Origin of the sequence: Pseudomonas sp. PA27(2017), from assembly GCF_001945445.1 — a bacterium.
GTDB lineage: Bacteria > Pseudomonadota > Gammaproteobacteria > Pseudomonadales > Pseudomonadaceae > Aquipseudomonas.
In genome coordinates, this window is sequence record NZ_MSXW01000061.1 from 176,596 (window position 1) to 193,335 (window position 16,740).

At 64.0% G+C, this 16,740-nt stretch carries 11 protein-coding genes and 1 riboswitch; of the genes, 3 read left to right on the top strand and 8 right to left on the bottom strand.

The window, feature by feature from the left end; translation table 11 throughout:
• Positions 1 to 104 precede the first annotated feature (104 nt).
• The 6 genes from uca to BVH06_RS22480 all read right to left on the bottom strand — a co-directional run bounded on the left by uca (position 105) and on the right by BVH06_RS22480 (position 8,151).
• Positions 105 to 3,779, bottom strand: a complete 3,675-nt coding sequence (gene uca, locus BVH06_RS22455) for an urea carboxylase (protein ID WP_075935542.1) — start codon at positions 3,777 to 3,779, stop codon at positions 105 to 107.
• A gap of 247 nt (positions 3,780 to 4,026) precedes the next feature.
• Positions 4,027 to 4,662 carry an urea amidolyase associated protein UAAP2 gene (locus BVH06_RS22460; RefSeq protein WP_075935543.1) on the bottom strand — a complete coding sequence of 212 codons (636 nt, stop codon included), beginning with the start codon at positions 4,660 to 4,662 and terminating at the stop codon, positions 4,027 to 4,029.
• 10 nt (positions 4,663 to 4,672) lie between these two features.
• Entirely contained in the window at positions 4,673 to 5,398 is a 726-nt protein-coding gene (locus tag BVH06_RS22465; protein WP_075931242.1) for an urea amidolyase associated protein UAAP1, read from the bottom strand.
• Positions 5,399 to 5,407: 9 nt separating this feature from the next.
• Positions 5,408 to 6,205, bottom strand: a complete 798-nt coding sequence (locus tag BVH06_RS22470; RefSeq protein ID WP_075935544.1) for an ABC transporter ATP-binding protein — start codon at positions 6,203 to 6,205, stop codon at positions 5,408 to 5,410.
• Positions 6,202 to 7,017 (bottom strand): ABC transporter permease, encoded by an 816-nt coding sequence (locus BVH06_RS22475; RefSeq protein ID WP_075935545.1) that lies wholly within the window; start codon positions 7,015 to 7,017, stop codon positions 6,202 to 6,204. The genes BVH06_RS22470 and BVH06_RS22475 overlap by 4 nt, the downstream gene beginning before the upstream one ends.
• A 66-nt stretch (positions 7,018 to 7,083) precedes the next feature.
• Positions 7,084 to 8,151: a putative urea ABC transporter substrate-binding protein gene (locus tag BVH06_RS22480; RefSeq protein ID WP_075935546.1), complete on the bottom strand. Its 1,068-nt coding sequence runs from the start codon at positions 8,149 to 8,151 to the stop codon at positions 7,084 to 7,086.
• Between the two features lie 63 nt (positions 8,152 to 8,214).
• Positions 8,215 to 8,319, bottom strand: a riboswitch (guanidine-I (ykkC/yxkD leader).
• Between the two features lie 325 nt (positions 8,320 to 8,644).
• Between BVH06_RS22480 and BVH06_RS22485 the strand changes: the two genes are divergently transcribed.
• The 3 genes from BVH06_RS22485 (at position 8,645) to lapD (ending at position 11,839) form a co-directional block, all read left to right on the top strand.
• A complete protein-coding gene (locus BVH06_RS22485) occupies positions 8,645 to 9,073 on the top strand; it encodes a hypothetical protein (RefSeq protein WP_075931238.1) in 429 nt (142 codons plus the stop codon).
• Between the two features lie 124 nt (positions 9,074 to 9,197).
• Positions 9,198 to 9,887, top strand: a complete 690-nt coding sequence (gene lapG / locus BVH06_RS22490) for a cysteine protease LapG (protein WP_371915313.1) — start codon at positions 9,198 to 9,200, stop codon at positions 9,885 to 9,887.
• A gap of 20 nt (positions 9,888 to 9,907) precedes the next feature.
• Positions 9,908 to 11,839: a cyclic di-GMP receptor LapD gene (gene lapD / locus BVH06_RS22495; RefSeq protein ID WP_075931237.1), complete on the top strand. Its 1,932-nt coding sequence runs from the start codon at positions 9,908 to 9,910 to the stop codon at positions 11,837 to 11,839.
• Here lapD and BVH06_RS22500 read toward each other — a convergent pair whose 3' ends face one another.
• Positions 11,840 to 12,178, bottom strand: coding sequence for a tryptophan synthase subunit beta (locus tag BVH06_RS22500; RefSeq protein ID WP_075931236.1), 339 nt, complete (start codon positions 12,176 to 12,178; stop codon positions 11,840 to 11,842).
• Between the two features lie 72 nt (positions 12,179 to 12,250).
• A partial coding sequence (locus BVH06_RS22505; protein ID WP_218189506.1) for an S-layer family protein occupies positions 12,251 to 16,740 on the bottom strand: 4,490 nt, incomplete at its 5' end.

The window sequence follows — 16,740 nt, forward strand, 5'->3', positions numbered from 1 at the left end:
TAGATGGCCGCCATGCTAGGTGGGCTGGGGCGCGGGCGCAAGCCAGGCCGCGCGAAGCCTGATGGCTTGCGCGGCACGGCGGAGCCTGCCAGTGGCCGAGGTGCTTATGCCTGTTCGATGACGGCCACGCGCTGGCCGGCGCGCACGGCGGCGCCCGGTTGCACGCGAACCTCGCGGACGATGCCGGCGACCGGTGCGGTGAGCGGGATTTCCATCTTCATGGATTCCAGAATCACCAGTACGTCGCCAGCCTCGACGCTGGCGCCGGCCTCGACCTGCACCTGCCAGAGGTTGCCGGCGATGTGGCTGTCGACGCTGTGTTGGCCAGCGTCGAGCGGTGCATCCTCGGTGACTTCGGCCACGCCTTCGTCGCTTTCGAAATGCGCCTGGCCGGAGTCGATCCAGCGCTGGCGTTCGGCGGCGAAGGCGGTGCGCTGCTGATCGCGGAAGGCGGCGATGCCGTCGGCTTCGTCAGCGAGGAACTGCTGGTAGTCGGCCAGGGCCAGCTCGCTCTCCTCGATGCGCAGCTCGAAGCGGCCCAGGGGAAAGTCGCGGCGGATGCGCAGCAATTCGTCGGCGCTGACCGGGTAGAAGCGGATCTGGTCGAAGAAGCGCAGCAGCCAGGGCTTGCCATCGAAGGCGGCGACTTCACGGTAGCGGTTCCACATCTGCAGGGTGCGGCCAACGAACTGGTAACCGCCGGGGCCTTCCATGCCGTACACGCACATGTAGGCGCCACCGATGCCCACCGAGTTCTCGGCGGTCCAGGTGCGCGCCGGGTTGTACTTGGTGGTGACCAGGCGGTGGCGTGGGTCCAGCGGCGTGGCCACCGGCGCGCCGAGGTAGACATCGCCCAGGCCCATGACCAGGTAGCTGGCGTCGAACACGGTGCGGTAGACCTCGTCGAGGTTTTCCAGGTCGTTGATGCGGCGGATGAACTCCAGGTTGCTCGGGCACCAGGGCGCGTCCTTGCGTACGGTGGTCATGTACTTGTCGATCGCCAACTGGCAGGCCGGGTCGTCCCAGGACAGCGGCAGGTGGACGATGCGTGACGGCACCTTCAAGTCGCGCGCGGCGCACACCGCGTCCCATTCGCCGGCGACGATAGCCAGCAGCGTTTCCAGTGCCAGGGTTTCCGGCTGGTAATGCACTTGCAGCGAGCGGATACCGGGCGTCAGGTCGATCACGCCGTCGAGTCGCTTGGCTTCGAGTGCCTGCATCAGTGCATGGCCGCGGAAACGCAGTACCAGGTCGAGCTCCGGCTGGCCGATTTCCAGCAGCAGATGGGTGTCGCCGGAGAGACGCGCGACCAGGCGCGTGTCGTCCTGGCCGATATCCAGCACGATGGGGCTTTGCAGCTCGGATGTTCTTGTGGGAGCGGTCGCGTCTGTGGGTGCGGCCGGGCGGCGCTCCGTTTCAGCCGCGATGCAGGCAACATTGGTATCGCGGATAAATCCGCTCCCACGGAGGGTGGTGCATTCGAGGTTGATCGCGCTGGCCAGCTCCCGCGCAGTGGCGATATCCACCGCCACGAAGCGTACCTTGTCGCCGGCCTTGAGCTGGCCGAGCTGCCACAGATCGGCCTCGATGATGGTCACCGGACACACGAAGCCGCCCAGGCTCGGGCCGTCCGGGCCGAGGATCACCGGCATGTCGCCAGTGAAGTCCACCGCGCCGATGGCGTAGGGGTTGTCGTGGATGTTCGAGGGATGCAGCCCGGCCTCGCCGCCGCTCTCGCGCACCCATTCGGGCTTAGGGCCGATCAGGCGCACGCCGGTACGGCTGGAGTTGAAGTGCACCTCCCAGGCGGTGGCGAAGAAGGTGTCGATATAGGCGGGCGTGAAGTACTCCGGCGCGCCATGGGGCCCGTAGATCACGCGGATCTCGCGCACGGCGGGTAAGGCGGGGCACAGCTCTGCCGGCAGTTGCGTGCCTGCCTGACGATCCACCAAGGCCGGGATGTGCAGCACGTCGCCGGCACGCAGGGCGCGGCCGCCGTGGCCGCCGAACTGACCGAGGGTGAAGGTGCTCTTGCTGCCCAGGTAATCCGGCACCTGGATGCCGCCACCAATGCTCAGATAACTACGCGCGCCGGGCCCATTGATGGTGCCAAGGGCCACGGTACTGCCGGCTTTGACCAGCAGCGCGGTGTTGATCGGCTGGGCGATACCATCGATGCTCAGGGGAATCTCGGCACCGGTCACGGCGATCACCGCGTCGGTGTTGAAGCGCAGCAGCGGGCCGCTCATGGTGATTTCCAGCGCAGCGGCGCCTTCGACATTACCGAGAAGACGGTTGCCCAGTCGCAGCGCGCGGCTGTCCATCGGCCCGGACGGCGGCACGCCGACTGCCCAGTAGCCGAGGCGGCCGGGGAAGTCCTGCACGGTGGTCTGGGTGCCGGCGCTGAGCATCTCGAAGGTGCTGGCCTGGTAGACCAGGTTTTCCAGGCAGCGTGTCCAGGGCGAGCCGCTGGCGAACGGGGCGTCGCAGAGAATCTGGCGCAGGTAGTCGCGGTTGCATTCCACGCCATAGAGCACCGAGTCGGCCAGGGCTTTATCGAGGGCGGCGCTGGCTTGTTCACGGCTCGGCTGCCAGGTGATCAGCTTGGCGATCATCGGGTCGAAGTAGGGCGGGATCTCGCAGCCGGCTTCGACCCAGGTATCGATGCGCAGCGCCTTGCCGTCGGCTTCGGGGAACTGTACGGCGGTGAGCAGGCCGGGGCTGGGCTGGAAGTCGCGGCCCGGGTCTTCGGCATACAGGCGCGCCTGGATGGCATGGCCGCTGGGCTGCAGGCGTGCGGCCAGTTCGCTGAGCGGCGGCAGATCGCCGGCGGCGAGCTCGATCATCCAGCGCACCAGGTCGACGCCCCACACCTGTTCGGTGACGCCATGCTCGACCTGCAGGCGGGTGTTCACTTCCAGGAAGTAGAAGCGCTCGGCCTCGCTGTCGTAAACGAATTCGACGGTGCCGGCACTGCGGTAGCTGACCGCCTTGGCCAGCTCGATCGCCGCGGCGCACAGCGCCTCATTCATGCCCGCGGGCAGGTTGGGGGCCGGGGTTTCTTCCAGCACCTTCTGGTTGCGGCGCTGCACCGAGCAGTCGCGCACGCCGAGGGCGATCACCTCGCCCTGGCCATCACCGAACACCTGCACTTCCAGGTGGCGGGCGCGCTGGATGTACTTTTCGATGAACACGCCGCTGTCGCTGAAGTTGTTCTGCCCCAGGCGCTTGACCGCCTCGAAGGCGTCGCAGAGCTCGGCCGCCGAACGGCAGACGCGCATGCCGATGCCGCCGCCGCCGGCGGTGCTCTTGAGCATCACCGGATAGCCGACCTGCTCACCGGCGACCAGGGCGGCGTCGAGGTTTTCCAGCAACTCGGTGCCTTCGAGCATCGGCACGCCGTGCTGTTTGGCCAGGGCGCGGGCGGTATGCTTGAGACCGAACACGCGCAGTTGCTCGGGTGTCGGGCCGACGAAGGCGATACCGGCGGTTTCGCAGGCTTCGGCGAAGGCGGCGTTTTCGGAAAGGAAGCCGTAGCCGGGGTGAATGGCTTTGGCGCCAGTCTGCCGGGCGACAGCGAGGATCTTGTCGACCACCAGATAGGTTTGCGCGGCCGGGCCCTCGCCGAGGGGGAACGCCTCGTCGGCTTGCTGGACATGCAGGCTGGCCACGTCGGCTTCGGAGTAGACGGCGACGCCCTTGACGTCGAGCTCACGCAGGGTGCGCAGGATGCGGCAGGCAATGGCGCCACGGTTGGCGATCAGCAGTTTGTCGAACATTCGAGGTGCCCTCGAAAAAGGCGGGCCGTCCCGCCGGTATTGGGTCTTGGCCACGGTCGTCCGTGGTTGAAATCGAGTTGATCGCTTGCTGCTTATGCTGGCGCGATTCAGATCGCGCTCTGGTGGGCGTAAAGAGCGACGGCTAGGCGCCCCGATCCACCCTACGCATCGCGGTTTTGCTTGGCGGTTAGGCATTGCCCCGAGCGGCTCTGGCAGATCAGCAGCAGGAAGCGGCGCAGGCGCTGGCTCAGTTCCATACCAGCACCTCGGCAGGGGTCGGGTTCCAGCCGTTGCAGGGATTGTTCAGCTGCGGGCAGTTGGAGATCAGCACGATCACATCGGTCTCGGCACGCAGCTCTACGTACTTGCCGGGCGCGGAGATGCCGTCCTCGAAGGTCAGGCCGCCTTCCGGCGTGACCGGCACGTTCATGAAGAAGTTGATGTTGGCGCCGATGTCGCGCTTTTCCAGGCGACCGTCGTGCAGGCTGGCACGCAGGAAATTGTCGCGGCAGCTGTGCATGTAGCGTTTGTCCAGGGCATAGCGCACGGTGTTGCTCTCCTGGGCGCAAGCGCCGCCGAGGGTGTCGTGGCGCCCGCAGGTGTCGGCGACGATCGTCAGCAGGGGGTTGCCGAGGTTGGAGTAGAGCACCGTGCCGGTTGTCAGGTAGACGTTGTTCTGCTTGCGCAGGGTGCGCTGCGGGTCGAAGCGCTCACGCGGGTTTCTGGCGGCGAAGAACAGCGTGTCGATGGCCTGGTTACCTTCAAGGTCGTGCAGGCGCAGGGTCTGCCCGGCCTTGACCTCGAACAGGTAGGGCTCGCCGGCCGGAATCGTGTGGCGGAATACGGCGGTTTCGGGATGCAGGTTACTTGCGGTCAGGCTCATGTCGGCATCCTCAAAGGTACTGGCGTTCGGTGTTATGGAAGGCGCGGCCGTTCTCCGGGCGCGAGGTGCGGCACAGCACGCTGATGCCGTCGCTCTGCACCTTGCTCCAGGCGAGCTGCACCGGCTTGGGCGCGTACTGCGGGTTGGGGTCCATTGGGTGCTGCAGGGCGGTGAGCACCACCAGGCTGTCCATCGGTGCGTACAGCTCGACGTAGTCGCCAGCCTGGCTGTTGCCGGGCCGGAAGCGGAAGGCGCCATCGGCGTCGACGTCCACGCGGCTGAACAGGTTGAGGTTCATCAACAGGTCCTGCAGGTTCAGGTTCCACTTGCCCATTTCCACCAGCAGGTTGTCGGTGCCGTTACGAAAGAAGCCGTTGCGCAGTTCCTGGTAGCGGCCCTGGCCGTACTTCTCGGCGACTTCCTCGGCGTTCAGCACGCCGCCGAAGCTGTCGTGCCAGCCACAGGTGTCGGCGGTGATGGCCGCCAGCACCTTGCCCATGTCCGAATACAGGCAGTGGCCGGTGGTGAGCTTGGCGGTGTGCTGGCCCTTGAGGGTGTCGGGGAGGTTCAGGCGCTCGCTTTTTTCGGCAGCGTTGAACAGCAACAGGCTGACGTTGGCGCCGCCTTCGATATCGGTGATACGCAGCAGTTCGCCGCGCTTGAGCACGAAGGAGGTGTGGCCGCCACCTGGGACGGTTTCTTCGTACAGCGTGTGGCGCAAATCAAGTACTGTCATGGCAGTCTCCTACAGGGCTGGCGCAAGGTGCGCCGGCAACGCCGCGATAGCGCTTCGGCGATCGCTGTTCAGGGGGATGTCGTAGGTGATGCGCGCACCGAAGGCATTCGGCGCGTGCGGGTCGACGCGGGTCTTGTCGAATACCATCAGGCGGGTGCCGAGGCTGAAGCCTTCGGACAGGTCATGGGTGACCATGAACACGGTCAGGCCGGTTTCGCGCCACAGCTCGAGCAGCAGGGCGTGCATATCCTTGCGGATGCCGGGGTCCAGCGCGCCGAAGGGTTCGTCGAGCAACAGCACGCGCGGCTTCATGATCAGTGCCTGGGCAATCGCCAGGCGCTGCTGCATGCCGCCGGAGAGCTGGCTGGGGTATTTGTCCAGGGCATGGCCGAGGCCGACTTTCTGCAGCAGCTCGGCGGCTTGCTCGCGGGCGTCACGCTTGGCACTGCCGAACAGTCGGCCGAGCAGGGCGGAGCGCGGCAGCTCCAGGCCGATGGCGACGTTATCCAGCACGCTCAGGTGCGGGAACACCGAGTAGCGCTGGAATACCACGCCGCGGCTGGCGTCCGGCTCGCCAGCCAACGGTTTGCCGTCCAGCAGGATCTCGCCTTTGCTGGGCCGTTCCTGGCCCAGCAGCAGGCGCAGAAAGGTCGACTTGCCGCAGCCGGACGCACCGACCAGGGTGCAGAACTCGCCTTCGGTGATGGACAGGTTCAGGCGCTCGAGAACGGTCTGGTCACCATAGCGCTGCCAAACGTTGTTGACCTCGATGAACGCACCTACTGCGCTATTTTCTTTATGGGTCATGCCTTGGCCCCCTCGTACCAGGGAAAGCACAGCCGGGTGAGCTGGCGCAGGCCCAGGTCCATCAGCCAGGCGAGCAGGGTGATCCACACCACGTACGGCAGGATCACGTCCATGGCCATGTAGCGGCGTACCAGAAAGATGCGGTAGCCCAGGCCGTCGGTGCTGGCGATGGCTTCGGCAGCGATCAGGAACAGCCAGGCCGAACCCAGCACCAGGCGCAGGGCGATCAGCAGGCGTGGCAGCAATTGCGGCAGCACCACGCGCAGGATCAGCGTCCAGGTGCTGGCACCCAGGGTCTGGGCCTTGATCAGCAGCTCCCGGGGAATTTCCCGGGCACGCTGTTCCAGGTCCCGGGCGAGGATCGGGGTGATGCCGATGACGATCAGCATCACCTTGGATAGCTCGCCCAGGCCGAAGACGATGAACAGGATCGGCAGGATCGCCAGCGGCGGCACCATCGACAGCACGGTGAGCAGAGGCGACAGCGGCGCACCGAACAGCGGCAGGATGCCTGCGGCGATACCCAGGCACAGGCCGACCACGGCAGCGATGCCGATGCCGATGCCCAGGCGCGTCAGGCTCGAGGTGGTGTCCTGCCAGAAGGCGTACTCGCCGGTGCGCTTGTCTTCGGTGAAGGCCAGGCGGTCGACGGCGGCAATCATCTGGCTGGCGCTGGGCAGCAGCTTGTCGTTGGGGTTGTCCGCCAGACGCTGCGCCGAGCCCGCGAAGTAAGCGAACAGCAGCAGCGCGAACGGCAACAACACCAGCAGCAAGCGGCCGGCCCGGTCGGGATGTCGGTTGATCAGGCGCATAGAACTCTCGTTGGCGATGGCTGAGTCGAGACGCGTCCCCACGCCGGGCGTGGGGACGATCAGCCCCTAGAGTTGGCCGTCGGCGGCCATCTGCATGAAGGTCGGATCGAAGCGCAGCTTGAGGTTGCTCTGGTCGCCAGTCGTCATGTCGTTGGCGAAGCTCATGCCAATGGCATCGGCGCTCTGTGCGCCTTCGCCGAGCAGGCCGTGATCGAAGGAGAACGCCGCGACCTTGCTCATGGTCTCCGGTAGGCGTGGGCTCATGGCGAAGGCCACGGCGTCCTTGGCGCTGTAGAACATCTTGGTGGTGGCGAGCTGCGCCTCGTAGCTCTTCAGGTCGGTGCCCGAGGCCTTGGCCATGTGCTCGCGAGCGGCCTTGCCCGCCGATCCGGTATCGGCCATGGTCGCCATGATTTCGTACCAGGCGCCGGTCAGCGCCTTGCCCAGGGCGGGGTTGTCCTTGAGGGTGTCGCTGTTGACCACCATCAGGTCGATGATTTCGCCGGGAATCTGGCTGGAGTCGAACACCTTGGTCACCCCAGGCGTGGCTTCGATTTCGGCCAGCAGCGGGTTCCAGGTGGTCACCGCGGTGACGTCAGGTGTGGCGAACGCAGCGACCATGTCGGCATCCGAGGTATTCACCACCTTCAGGTCGCGCTCGCTCAAACCGGCTTTTTCCAGGCCGCGGGCGAGCAGGTAGTGGGAGACCGAGAGCTCGACCAGGTTGACGTTCTGGCCCTTGAGATCGGCAAGGGTTTTCTTCTCGCCCTTGAGCACGACACCGTCATTGCCGTTGGAGAAATCGCCGACGATCAGCGCGGTGCTGTCCACGCCACCGGCGGCGGGGATGGTCAGGGCGTCCATGTTGGTCATGGTGCAGCCGTCGAACTGGCCGGCGCTGTACTGGTTGATCGACTCGACGTAGTCGTTGATCTGCACCACGTCGATGGAGATGCCGTACTTGTCGGCCCATTTGTCGACGATGCCCTGGGCGTCGCCATACTCCCATGGCATCCAGCCGGCGTAGATGGTCCAGCACACGCTGAAACTGTCCTTTTGCGCAGCCTGGCTGTTTAGGGAGAGAGCTGCCGCGAGGCCGGCGGCGAGAACGGAGAAAAGACGGGGCTTGCGCATAGGAACCTCCAGTTCGAGAAAGGGCGGGCAGGAGTGCGCGGCATGTCCCATCGCTGGGGCGCGTTCTCCCGGGCTTTTGTCCCGCCGTGTAACCTCTCGAGGAGGTCGCCAACTCTCGGACCAGTCATCCGCCGTTACTGGCGAACCGGAACCCTAGTCGGCTATTTGCAAATTGTGATGCCGCTGTCCTGGACGATGCCGAGGATTTTCCTGCACGCCAGTGTATAAGCGAGGATCGTGCCAGGCAGCGAAGCGTGCGCTGGTGCCGGGCGCTCGTTACCGATGAGGAGATGGATGCGCTCTGGTGGTGCGCAAGCGTCAGCGTGTGCGCAGTTTCGGCGCGCCGGTGTGCTGTCGACCGCGCTGAAATGATTTGTAGCCACTGTGCGACGAGTGGAACGGATTCGCCGCCTCCGGGATTGTCTGATGGGCTGGGGACAACCCCGGTACCGGCAGCCGCCGGTGCATGATTCGCGGTCGAAGGAGGCCGCCCATGATCCGTAAATCCATGCTCGTCGCGTTGTTGGGTTTCTCGCTGACCGGTTGCGCCGTTTACGATGACAGTCGTTATGGCAACCGCTACTACGAACGCCAGTACTATCCAGGCACCTACGTGGAGCGCACCGAGGTGTATGGCGCACCGCGTTTCTATGTCTACGAGGATCGTCGCCACGACTCGTACTATCCGCCGCCGGGTCATCATTCGCGGCCGCCACGTCATTACAACCCGCCAGGCTACGATCCGCGCTATTACGGTCGGCACGACCGTAATCGGCGCGACTACCGCCCGGCGCCGCGGCCGGGTTGGGAAGGGCAGCGTCATCACTATCAGCAACAGCAACGCCCGCGCTATTCACCGCCGCAATGGCAACAGCGCGAGGCACCTCAGCGTATCCAGGGATTTCCGATGCGCGACCGTTGATCATGGGTGCCGATGCGCACATGAGTGCGCATCGGTACGTTCGTCGCCTGTAGTGGCATCTAGCAATTGTTTTTTACGTGCATGCGCCGCACCATGACGGCGTTGCTCGTCTGGAAGCATTGTCGTGCCAATCGGCGGATCTGGCGTTCTCTCACTTCGTTATCGCTGGCCCGTGCTGGTGGCGTGGCTGCTCGCCCTGTCGCTGGTGGCTGGCGGCCTGCACGCGCAGTGGGACTTCCAGCGCATTGCCGCTCGTGCCGAACAACTCTACGGCCCGCTGGGCGCCGGCAAGCCGCGTATCGATGCCTGGCAGCGCCTGCTCGACGAGCAGCGCAACGCTCCCGAGGCCGACCAGCTCAAGGCCGTGAACCGGTTTTTCAACCTGCAATTGCGCTTTCGTGACGACCAGGAAATCTGGGGCGTTGCCGACTACTGGGCGACGCCCGTCGAAGCGCTGATGCGCGGCGCTGCCGACTGCGAAGATTACGCCATCGCCAAGTATTTCAGCCTGCGTGAGCTGGGCGTGCCGAGCGAGAAGCTGCGCATCACTTACGTCAAGGCGGTGCGTCTGAACCAGGCGCACATGGTGCTGACCTATTACCCGACTCCTACCTCGGTACCGCTGGTACTGGATAACCTGATCGATGCCATCGAGCCGGCGACCGAACGCCGGGATCTGGTACCCGTGTACGCCTTCAACGCTGAAGGGCTGTGGGTGCCTGGGCCGGCGGGCGGCAAACAGGTGGGAGACAGCAAGCGCCTTTCGCGCTGGCAGGATTTGTTGAAGAAGATGCGCGCCGAAGGCTTTCCTTAAGGCGTAGCGAGGAGTTGTGCATGTCACTGTTCAAGCAGTTGTGTGTCGCCATCTGCGTGCTGATGCTGGTGAGTTTCGCCGGCAGCGTCGTGGTCAACGTGGAGAGCTCGCGCGAGCAGCAGGTCAACCAGTTGCGCTCCCACGCGCAGGACGCCGCGACGGCGCTCGGCCTGTCGCTCGGCTCGCACCTGGACGACCCGGCGATGCTGGAACTGATGGTCAGCTCGATTTTCGACAGCGGCTATTTCGAGAGCATCCGCGTGATCGGCCCGGACGACAAGGTGCTGGTCGAGCGTTCCGGCCCGAGCCTGGGCCGCGGCGCGCCGCAGTGGTTCGCCGACCTGGTGGACCTGGCGCCTGCACAGGGCGACGCCATCGTCAGCGACGGCTGGAGTCAGGCGGCCCATGTCGAGGTGGTCAGCCACCCGTATTTCGCCATCGCCAAGTTGTGGCAGAACGCCTACGCGACCTTGCTGTGGCTGGCGCTGATCAGCTTCGTGTGCATCGGCCTGGGCGTGCTGTTGCTCAAACGCCAATTGCGCCCGCTGGAGTACATGGTCGAACAATCCAATGCCATCGCCCGCCGCGAGTTTCTCAGCGCGCCGAACCTGCCGCGCACGCCCGAGTTTCGCCGGGTGGTGAACGCGATGAATCAGATGGTGGAAAAGCTCAAGACACTGTTCGACGAAGAAGCTTCGCGCAGCGAGAAACTCCATGCCGAAGCCTATCAAGACAGCCTGACGGGCCTGGCCAACCGCCGCTATTTCGATCTCGATCTGCAGGCACGCCTGACGGGAGAGGAACGGGCCAGCAGCGGTGCGCTGATGCTGTTGCGGGTCAATGACCTGATCGGGCTGAACCAGCGTATCGGCGGGCAACGCACAGACCAGCTGCTCAAGGCGGTGGCCGAACAACTGCAGCAGGTCAGCCAGGGCCGTTTCCTGCTGGCACGCAACCGCGGTGGCGAGTTCGCCTTGCTGGCTGCCGGTGTCGACCGCCAGGAAGCCGAGCAACTCGCCGAGCAACTGTGCAGCGCCTTGCTGTCGTTGCAGCAGACCGGTGCCAGCGATTGCTCGCCCGTAGCCCATATCGGCATCACCACTTTCGCGCCGGGGGCGAGCAGCAGCGAACTCTACAGCGCGCTGGATGCTGCCTTGGCCGAGGCCGTCAGCAACAGCCGCCACCATTGGGCCTTCGTCGAACATCATCACCAGGGCGTTGCCAACGGCGAGCGCAATGACTGGCATCGCCTGCTGGAAGGCGCCCTGCAGCAGGGGCGTTTCCTGCAATACGTACAGCCGGTGGTCAATGCCGCCGACCCGACTAAGGTGCTGCATAACAAGGTGCTGGCGCGTTTGCTCGACGAGCGCGGCGAAACCATTCCCGCTGGCCAATTCCTGCCGTGGCTGGAGCGTTTCGGCTGGACCGCTCGTCTGGATCTGGTGATGCTCGACGCCTTGCTGGCGCAACTCGCCGACCATGAAGGGCAGGTGGCGCTGAGCCTGTCGGGCATCACTGTGCGTGACCCGCAGGCCCTGCAACAGGTCTACGAGCGCTTGCGCCTGAATCCGGCGGTCAGTGGCCGACTGATTCTGGAATTGGACGAAGGCCAACTGCCCGGACCGGCCGAACTCGAGGCGATCACCCGCAGGCTGCGCAGCCTGGGCGTCGAGCTCGGCCTACAGCATTTCGGTGGGCGCTTCAGCATGATCGGCAACCTGGCCAAGCTCGGCCTGGCTTACCTCAAAGTGGACGGCAGCTTCATCCGCGGCATCGATCAGGAAGGCGACAAGCGCCTGTTCATCGAGGCCATGCAGCGAGCGGCCAACAGCATCGACCTGCCATTGATCGCCGAGCGGGTGGAAACCCGTGGGGAGTGGGAAGTATTGCGGGCGATGGGCGTCAGTGGTGTGCAGGGGCGTCTGTTCAGCGAGCCGGCCGCCTGGGCCTGATCAGATCAGGCCGCGCTCCTCGTCATTGATCAAACGGTTCATGCCGCCGAGTGCATCGCGCGCTCGGCTACGGCCCATCAGCTTGCTCTGGGCCGCTTCCGGCAGGTCGGTAATGCGCACCACGCCCTTCTTGATCAGCACGTCGATCAAGTCTTCGAGTACGCGGATCATGTCCAGGTCGCTCTGCTTGAGTTGCAGCAGGCTGCTTTCCACGTTCTGGTTGGAAAACCAGGCCCGGGCTTCTTCGCTATCGGCCGGCAGCTCGCCGTTCATTCCCTCGAAAGGCTCGGGCTGCACGCGCAGCAGCTCGCCTTCGGCGTTACGTTTTATATAGAACACGGCCCTTCTCCGATAAACCTGTCTGCTACAGCTTAGCGCCCCGCCACGAAAGTGTGGCGGGGCATTGGCCTATCATGGGTCGACTTTGATCGTGTGGTTGGCGATCAGCGTGTTGATGTCATAGCTCGGCAGGCTGGCCTGGCCCAGGTCGATCTGTACATCGGCCTTGGCAGCGACCTGTTGACTGGTGGTATCGGCGTTGTTGAACTCACCCTTGGTGCTGATCAGCAGGGTGGAGCTGCCGTTGTCCGTCACCAGCTTCAGGTAGCTGTCCAGGTTGTTGCTGTGATCCTGCAGCAGCGAGCTGAGGTCGATGGTATCGCCCTCGGCCACGTTGAAGTCCTTGATCACGTCCTTGCCGAAGTCGCCTTTCTGCCAGGCGAAGGTGTCGGCACCCGCGCCGCCGAACAGGATATCGTCGCCAGCCCCGCCGACCAGCAGGTCGTTGCCGCCCTGGCCGTAGAGGATGTCATTACCGGCACCGCCGTAAAGTTTGTCCGAGCCGCCGCGGATGTCGCCAGCCACGTTGAAGGTCTCGTGGTTGGCACGAATGTAGTCGTACAGGTCGGCGTTGGTCGGGGCGATACCGTTCTTCAGTTCCAGGAACACTTCCAGGGCATGGGTACCTGCACCGTTGTGCAGTTCGGCCGGTTTGGCCGGGTTGCCATTGACCCCCCACGGCAGTGCGTCCGTGTTGATCACGTCACCGAAGATGATGTCGTTGCCGTCGCCACCGTAGATGATGTCGTTGCCGACGGTCACTGGTACGTTGGCGTTCGAGCCGCCGTGCAAAGCGATGGTCAGCTCGTCGGACGTGTTGACGATATCTGCTTTGCCGATCGGTACCGCCGTGTAATTGACCTGGGCGATGTTGTCGATCCACATGGTCGCGCTGCTGGAGTTGTTGCTCTTGTCGTCGACGCTGAATGCCAGGCGGTAGGTGCCGGCGCCGACGCCAGAGGTCTCTGCGGTCGTCCACGTGTTGTTGGTAAAACCACCTCCCGACTGCACGTCGACCCAGGCGCCGTTGACCTGCTGCTGCAGTTTCCAGCTCATGGTATCGCCGTTGGCGGTGCCGGCAGTGGCGTAGTTGAATTTCAGGCTGTTGTATCCGCCTTCGCTAATCGTGATGCTCGGCGTGTAGGCCTTGGTGGCGCTGCCGCCAGTAGCATCGACAATTCTCAGGGCACCGCCGTTGCTCGTCTGAGTGCTGACCGAGCTGCCGCCGCCTGTTCCCTCGGTGGTCCAGCTGTTCAGGTTGTTCCAGCCGGTAGAGCCGCCATTGAAGTTGGCCAGCACGGTTTCCGACGAAGCGAGGCGAGTAGTGCCCATGCTGGCGGTGGTGTTGTCGAACAGCGCAAGGTTCTTCTCGCTGACCCCGCTGCCGATGCCGATGGCATGAACGGCAGTTTTTCCGGCCAGCACATTGAATGTATCAAGCGATCCGAACAGCACTTCATCGTTGGTCGTCGAGCCGTTGCCACTGACGGTGGTGGTATTGCCGTTGTAGTAGAACGTCGGGTCGCCGTCGGACAGGAAGAACGTCAGGTTCTCGTAGCCCGCTGCCGAAGTCTTGCCTGCTGCACTCTGGGCGTCGAACCAGGCGGATGCCTCCTTGAACGAGCTTTCGTAGTTGGTGCCACCGTTGGCAGTGAGCTTCTGGATGTCCGCCAGCAGACCGTCGAGCTTGGCGCCGGACTGAAGTTCGGAGACCTTGACGCTCAGGGTCACTTCCCCGGCAAAGCCGACCAGGGCGATGTTGATCACACCATCGTGGCCGGCAAGGGTTGTCACGAACTTGGAAAGCGCGTCCTTGGTCAGGCTCATGCGGTCGCCCTGCATGCTGCCTGAGGTATCGACGAGCAGGGCGATGTTGTAGTTGGTGGCCGGCTGAATGGTGGTCAGCGTGCCCCCCGCATCGCCAAGCAGCACGTCGTTGCCGGCGCCGCCGTTGATGGTGTTGTCACCATTGTCGTTGGCACCCCCGCCCGCGATTCGGATGGTGTCTGCAGGTTGGTTCACCTTCAGGGTGACGGTCGCGATATCGCTGCCTCCCTTACCATCGCTGATGGTGTACTGGAAGCTGGCGTCGCCGTAGAAGCCCGATTTCGGCGTGAAGACGATGTTGCCGTTGTTGAGCGTGACCGTGCCGTTGGTGGCGTTCTGCACGCTGGTGATGGACAGCGCATCGCCATTGGGGTCGGTGTCGTTGCCGAGCAGGGTGCTGCCGGCGATGGTCAGGCTGTCGCCCGCGTCCACCACCAGGCTGGAGGTGGTCGGCACGTGGTAGAGCATGTCCGAGTCGACGACCTTGAAGTTGCCGCCTTGGCCCAGTTCGACTTTCAAACGCGCGTCGCCGCCTTGATCCCAGTAGATGATCTCGATCTGCTGAGGGCCGGCATTTGCTGCGCTGATGGTGAAGGACTTGCCGGTGGCGGTGGCGCTCGACTGGATATTGTTGAACTCGGCGACCACCTGGCCGTTGATACGGATGCTGTAGCCATCGTCCGCGGTCACCCGGAACTGGTAGGTACCAGCAGCCAGGTTGACGTAGCCGCTCATCTTGATGATGGCGTCGGACGTGTTGCCCGGATCCGTGGACAGCGAATTCGCCTTGGCGCCGTTGCCCGTGGTGGTGTTGACGCCCAGGAACGTCTGCAGGTTGGTGCCGTTGCCCAGGCCCGAAGCGTTGCTGAGGTTGCCGTAATCCAGGGTAGTAGCGTTGAAGGTCGCCGCCGCTTTGTGGGTGTCGATGAACTGGCGAACCTGGCTCAGGTTGGTCAGGTTGGCGCCGTCATTACCCGCGCCGGTGCTCGTGTCGTTATAGCCGAAGTATTCGGCTTTCAAACCGGTGACCTTGGTGTAGCTGTCGTCCTTCGCGTCCGGGGTGCCATCGATGATGCCGCCGGTGGCGCTCTGGCCGCCGATGTCCAGCTTCACCGTTTCCAACGGCTCGGCCACCACGTTGTCGGCGAGGGTCTGGACGGTCACCGAGAAGCTGGTGACGCCGGCAGGCACGGTGATCTTTCCGGTGTTGGCATCGTACGTCACGCCGTTGCTGAAGCTCTGTGCGGTCAGCTTGTAGTCGACGTTGGCGGTTGCCGTACCGGTGGCGTTGAAGGACAGCACGGTCGGCGTCGAACTGGCATTGCTCAGGGTGACGTTGAAGACCAGGTTGTTGCCTTCGACCACGTTGTCATCGGCCGTACCGGGTTGGCCGACGTCGATGGTTTTCACCGTCGGCACCGGGTCGTTGTCGATGATGGTCGCGGTGCCGACCTTGCCACCTACGTTGAGCGTGAAGGTTTCGGTTTGCTCGTAAACGGTATCGTTGATGGTCGGTACGGTGACCGTGAAGCTGGTCACGCCTGCAGGCACGGTAACCTGGCCGGTGGTGGCGTTGTAGGTCACGCCATTGCTGAAGCTCTGGTTGCTCAGCGTGCCGTTGTAATCGCTACCGGCAACCGCCGTACCAGCGTTCAAGGCGAGACTGAACGTAGTCGGGGTGCTGCTGGCATTGGTGAGGTTGACGGTGAAGACGGCGTTGTCGCCTTCATCGACCTGGCCGCCTGCGTTATCGACTGCGGAGCTTACGGTGCTGACCGTCGGTACCGGGTCGTTGTCGATGATGGTCGCAGTGCCGGTCTTGCCGCCTACGGTCAGGCTGAAGGTTTCGGTCGGCTCGAAAACGGTGTCGTTTATGGTTGGCACGGTGACAGTGAAGCTGGTCACGCCAGCCGGTACGGTGACCTGCCCGGTGATGGCGTTGTACACCACGCCATTGCTGAAACTCTGATTGTTCAGTACCGCGTTGTAGTCATTGCCAGCGGTCGCGGTACCCGGGTTCAGCGCGAGGCTGAAGGTGGTCGGCGTGCTGCTGGCATTGCTCAGGCTGACGGTGAACACGGCATTGTCGCCTTCGTCGACCTGGCCACCGGTGCTGTCGACAGCCGCGCTCACGGTGCTAACGGTAGGCGCCGCATCGTTGTCGATGATGGTCGCGGTACCGGTCTTGCCACCTACGGTCAGGCTGAAGGTTTCGGTTGGTTCGGCAACGGTGTCATTGATGGTCGGTACGCTGACCGTGAAGCTGGTGACGCCAGCCGGCACCGTGACGACGCCGGTCAACGCGTTGTAGGTGACGCCGTTGCTGAAGCTCTGGTTGGTCAACGTACCGTTGTAGTCCAGGCCTGCCACAGCTGTACCGGAGTTCAGGGACAGGCTGAAGGTCGTGGTCGTGCTGCTGGCATTGGTGAGGTTGACGGTGAACACGGCGTTGTCGCCTTCGTCGACCTGGCCGCCGGTGCTGTCGACCGCCGCGCTGACGGTGCTAACGGTAGGCGCCGTATCGTTGTCGATGATCGTGGCCGTACCAGTCTTGCCTCCAACGGTCAGGTTGAAGGTTTCGGTCGGTTCGAAGACGGTGTCGTCGAGCGTGGGAACGGTGACGGTGAAGCTGGTGACGCCCGCTGGCACGGTAACGGTTCCGTTAGCGGCGTTATAGGTCACGCCATTGCTGAAGCTTTGGTTGGTCAGTGTGCCGTTGTAGTCACTACCCGCCG

Bases quoted from the DNA above. Each gene is read 5' to 3' on its own strand.
- uca (WP_075935542.1), bottom strand. From the start codon at position 3,779: ATGTTCGACAAACTGCTGATCGCCAACCGTGGCGCCATTGCCTGCCGC.
- BVH06_RS22460 (WP_075935543.1), bottom strand. From the start codon at position 4,662: ATGAGCCTGACCGCAAGTAACCTGCATCCCGAAACCGCCGTATTCCGC.
- BVH06_RS22465 (WP_075931242.1), bottom strand. From the start codon at position 5,398: ATGACAGTACTTGATTTGCGCCACACGCTGTACGAAGAAACCGTCCCA.
- BVH06_RS22470 (WP_075935544.1), bottom strand. From the start codon at position 6,205: ATGACCCATAAAGAAAATAGCGCAGTAGGTGCGTTCATCGAGGTCAAC.
- BVH06_RS22475 (WP_075935545.1), bottom strand. From the start codon at position 7,017: ATGCGCCTGATCAACCGACATCCCGACCGGGCCGGCCGCTTGCTGCTG.
- BVH06_RS22480 (WP_075935546.1), bottom strand. From the start codon at position 8,151: ATGCGCAAGCCCCGTCTTTTCTCCGTTCTCGCCGCCGGCCTCGCGGCA.
- BVH06_RS22485 (WP_075931238.1), top strand. From the start codon at position 8,645: ATGATCCGTAAATCCATGCTCGTCGCGTTGTTGGGTTTCTCGCTGACC.
- lapD (WP_075931237.1), top strand. From the start codon at position 9,908: ATGTCACTGTTCAAGCAGTTGTGTGTCGCCATCTGCGTGCTGATGCTG.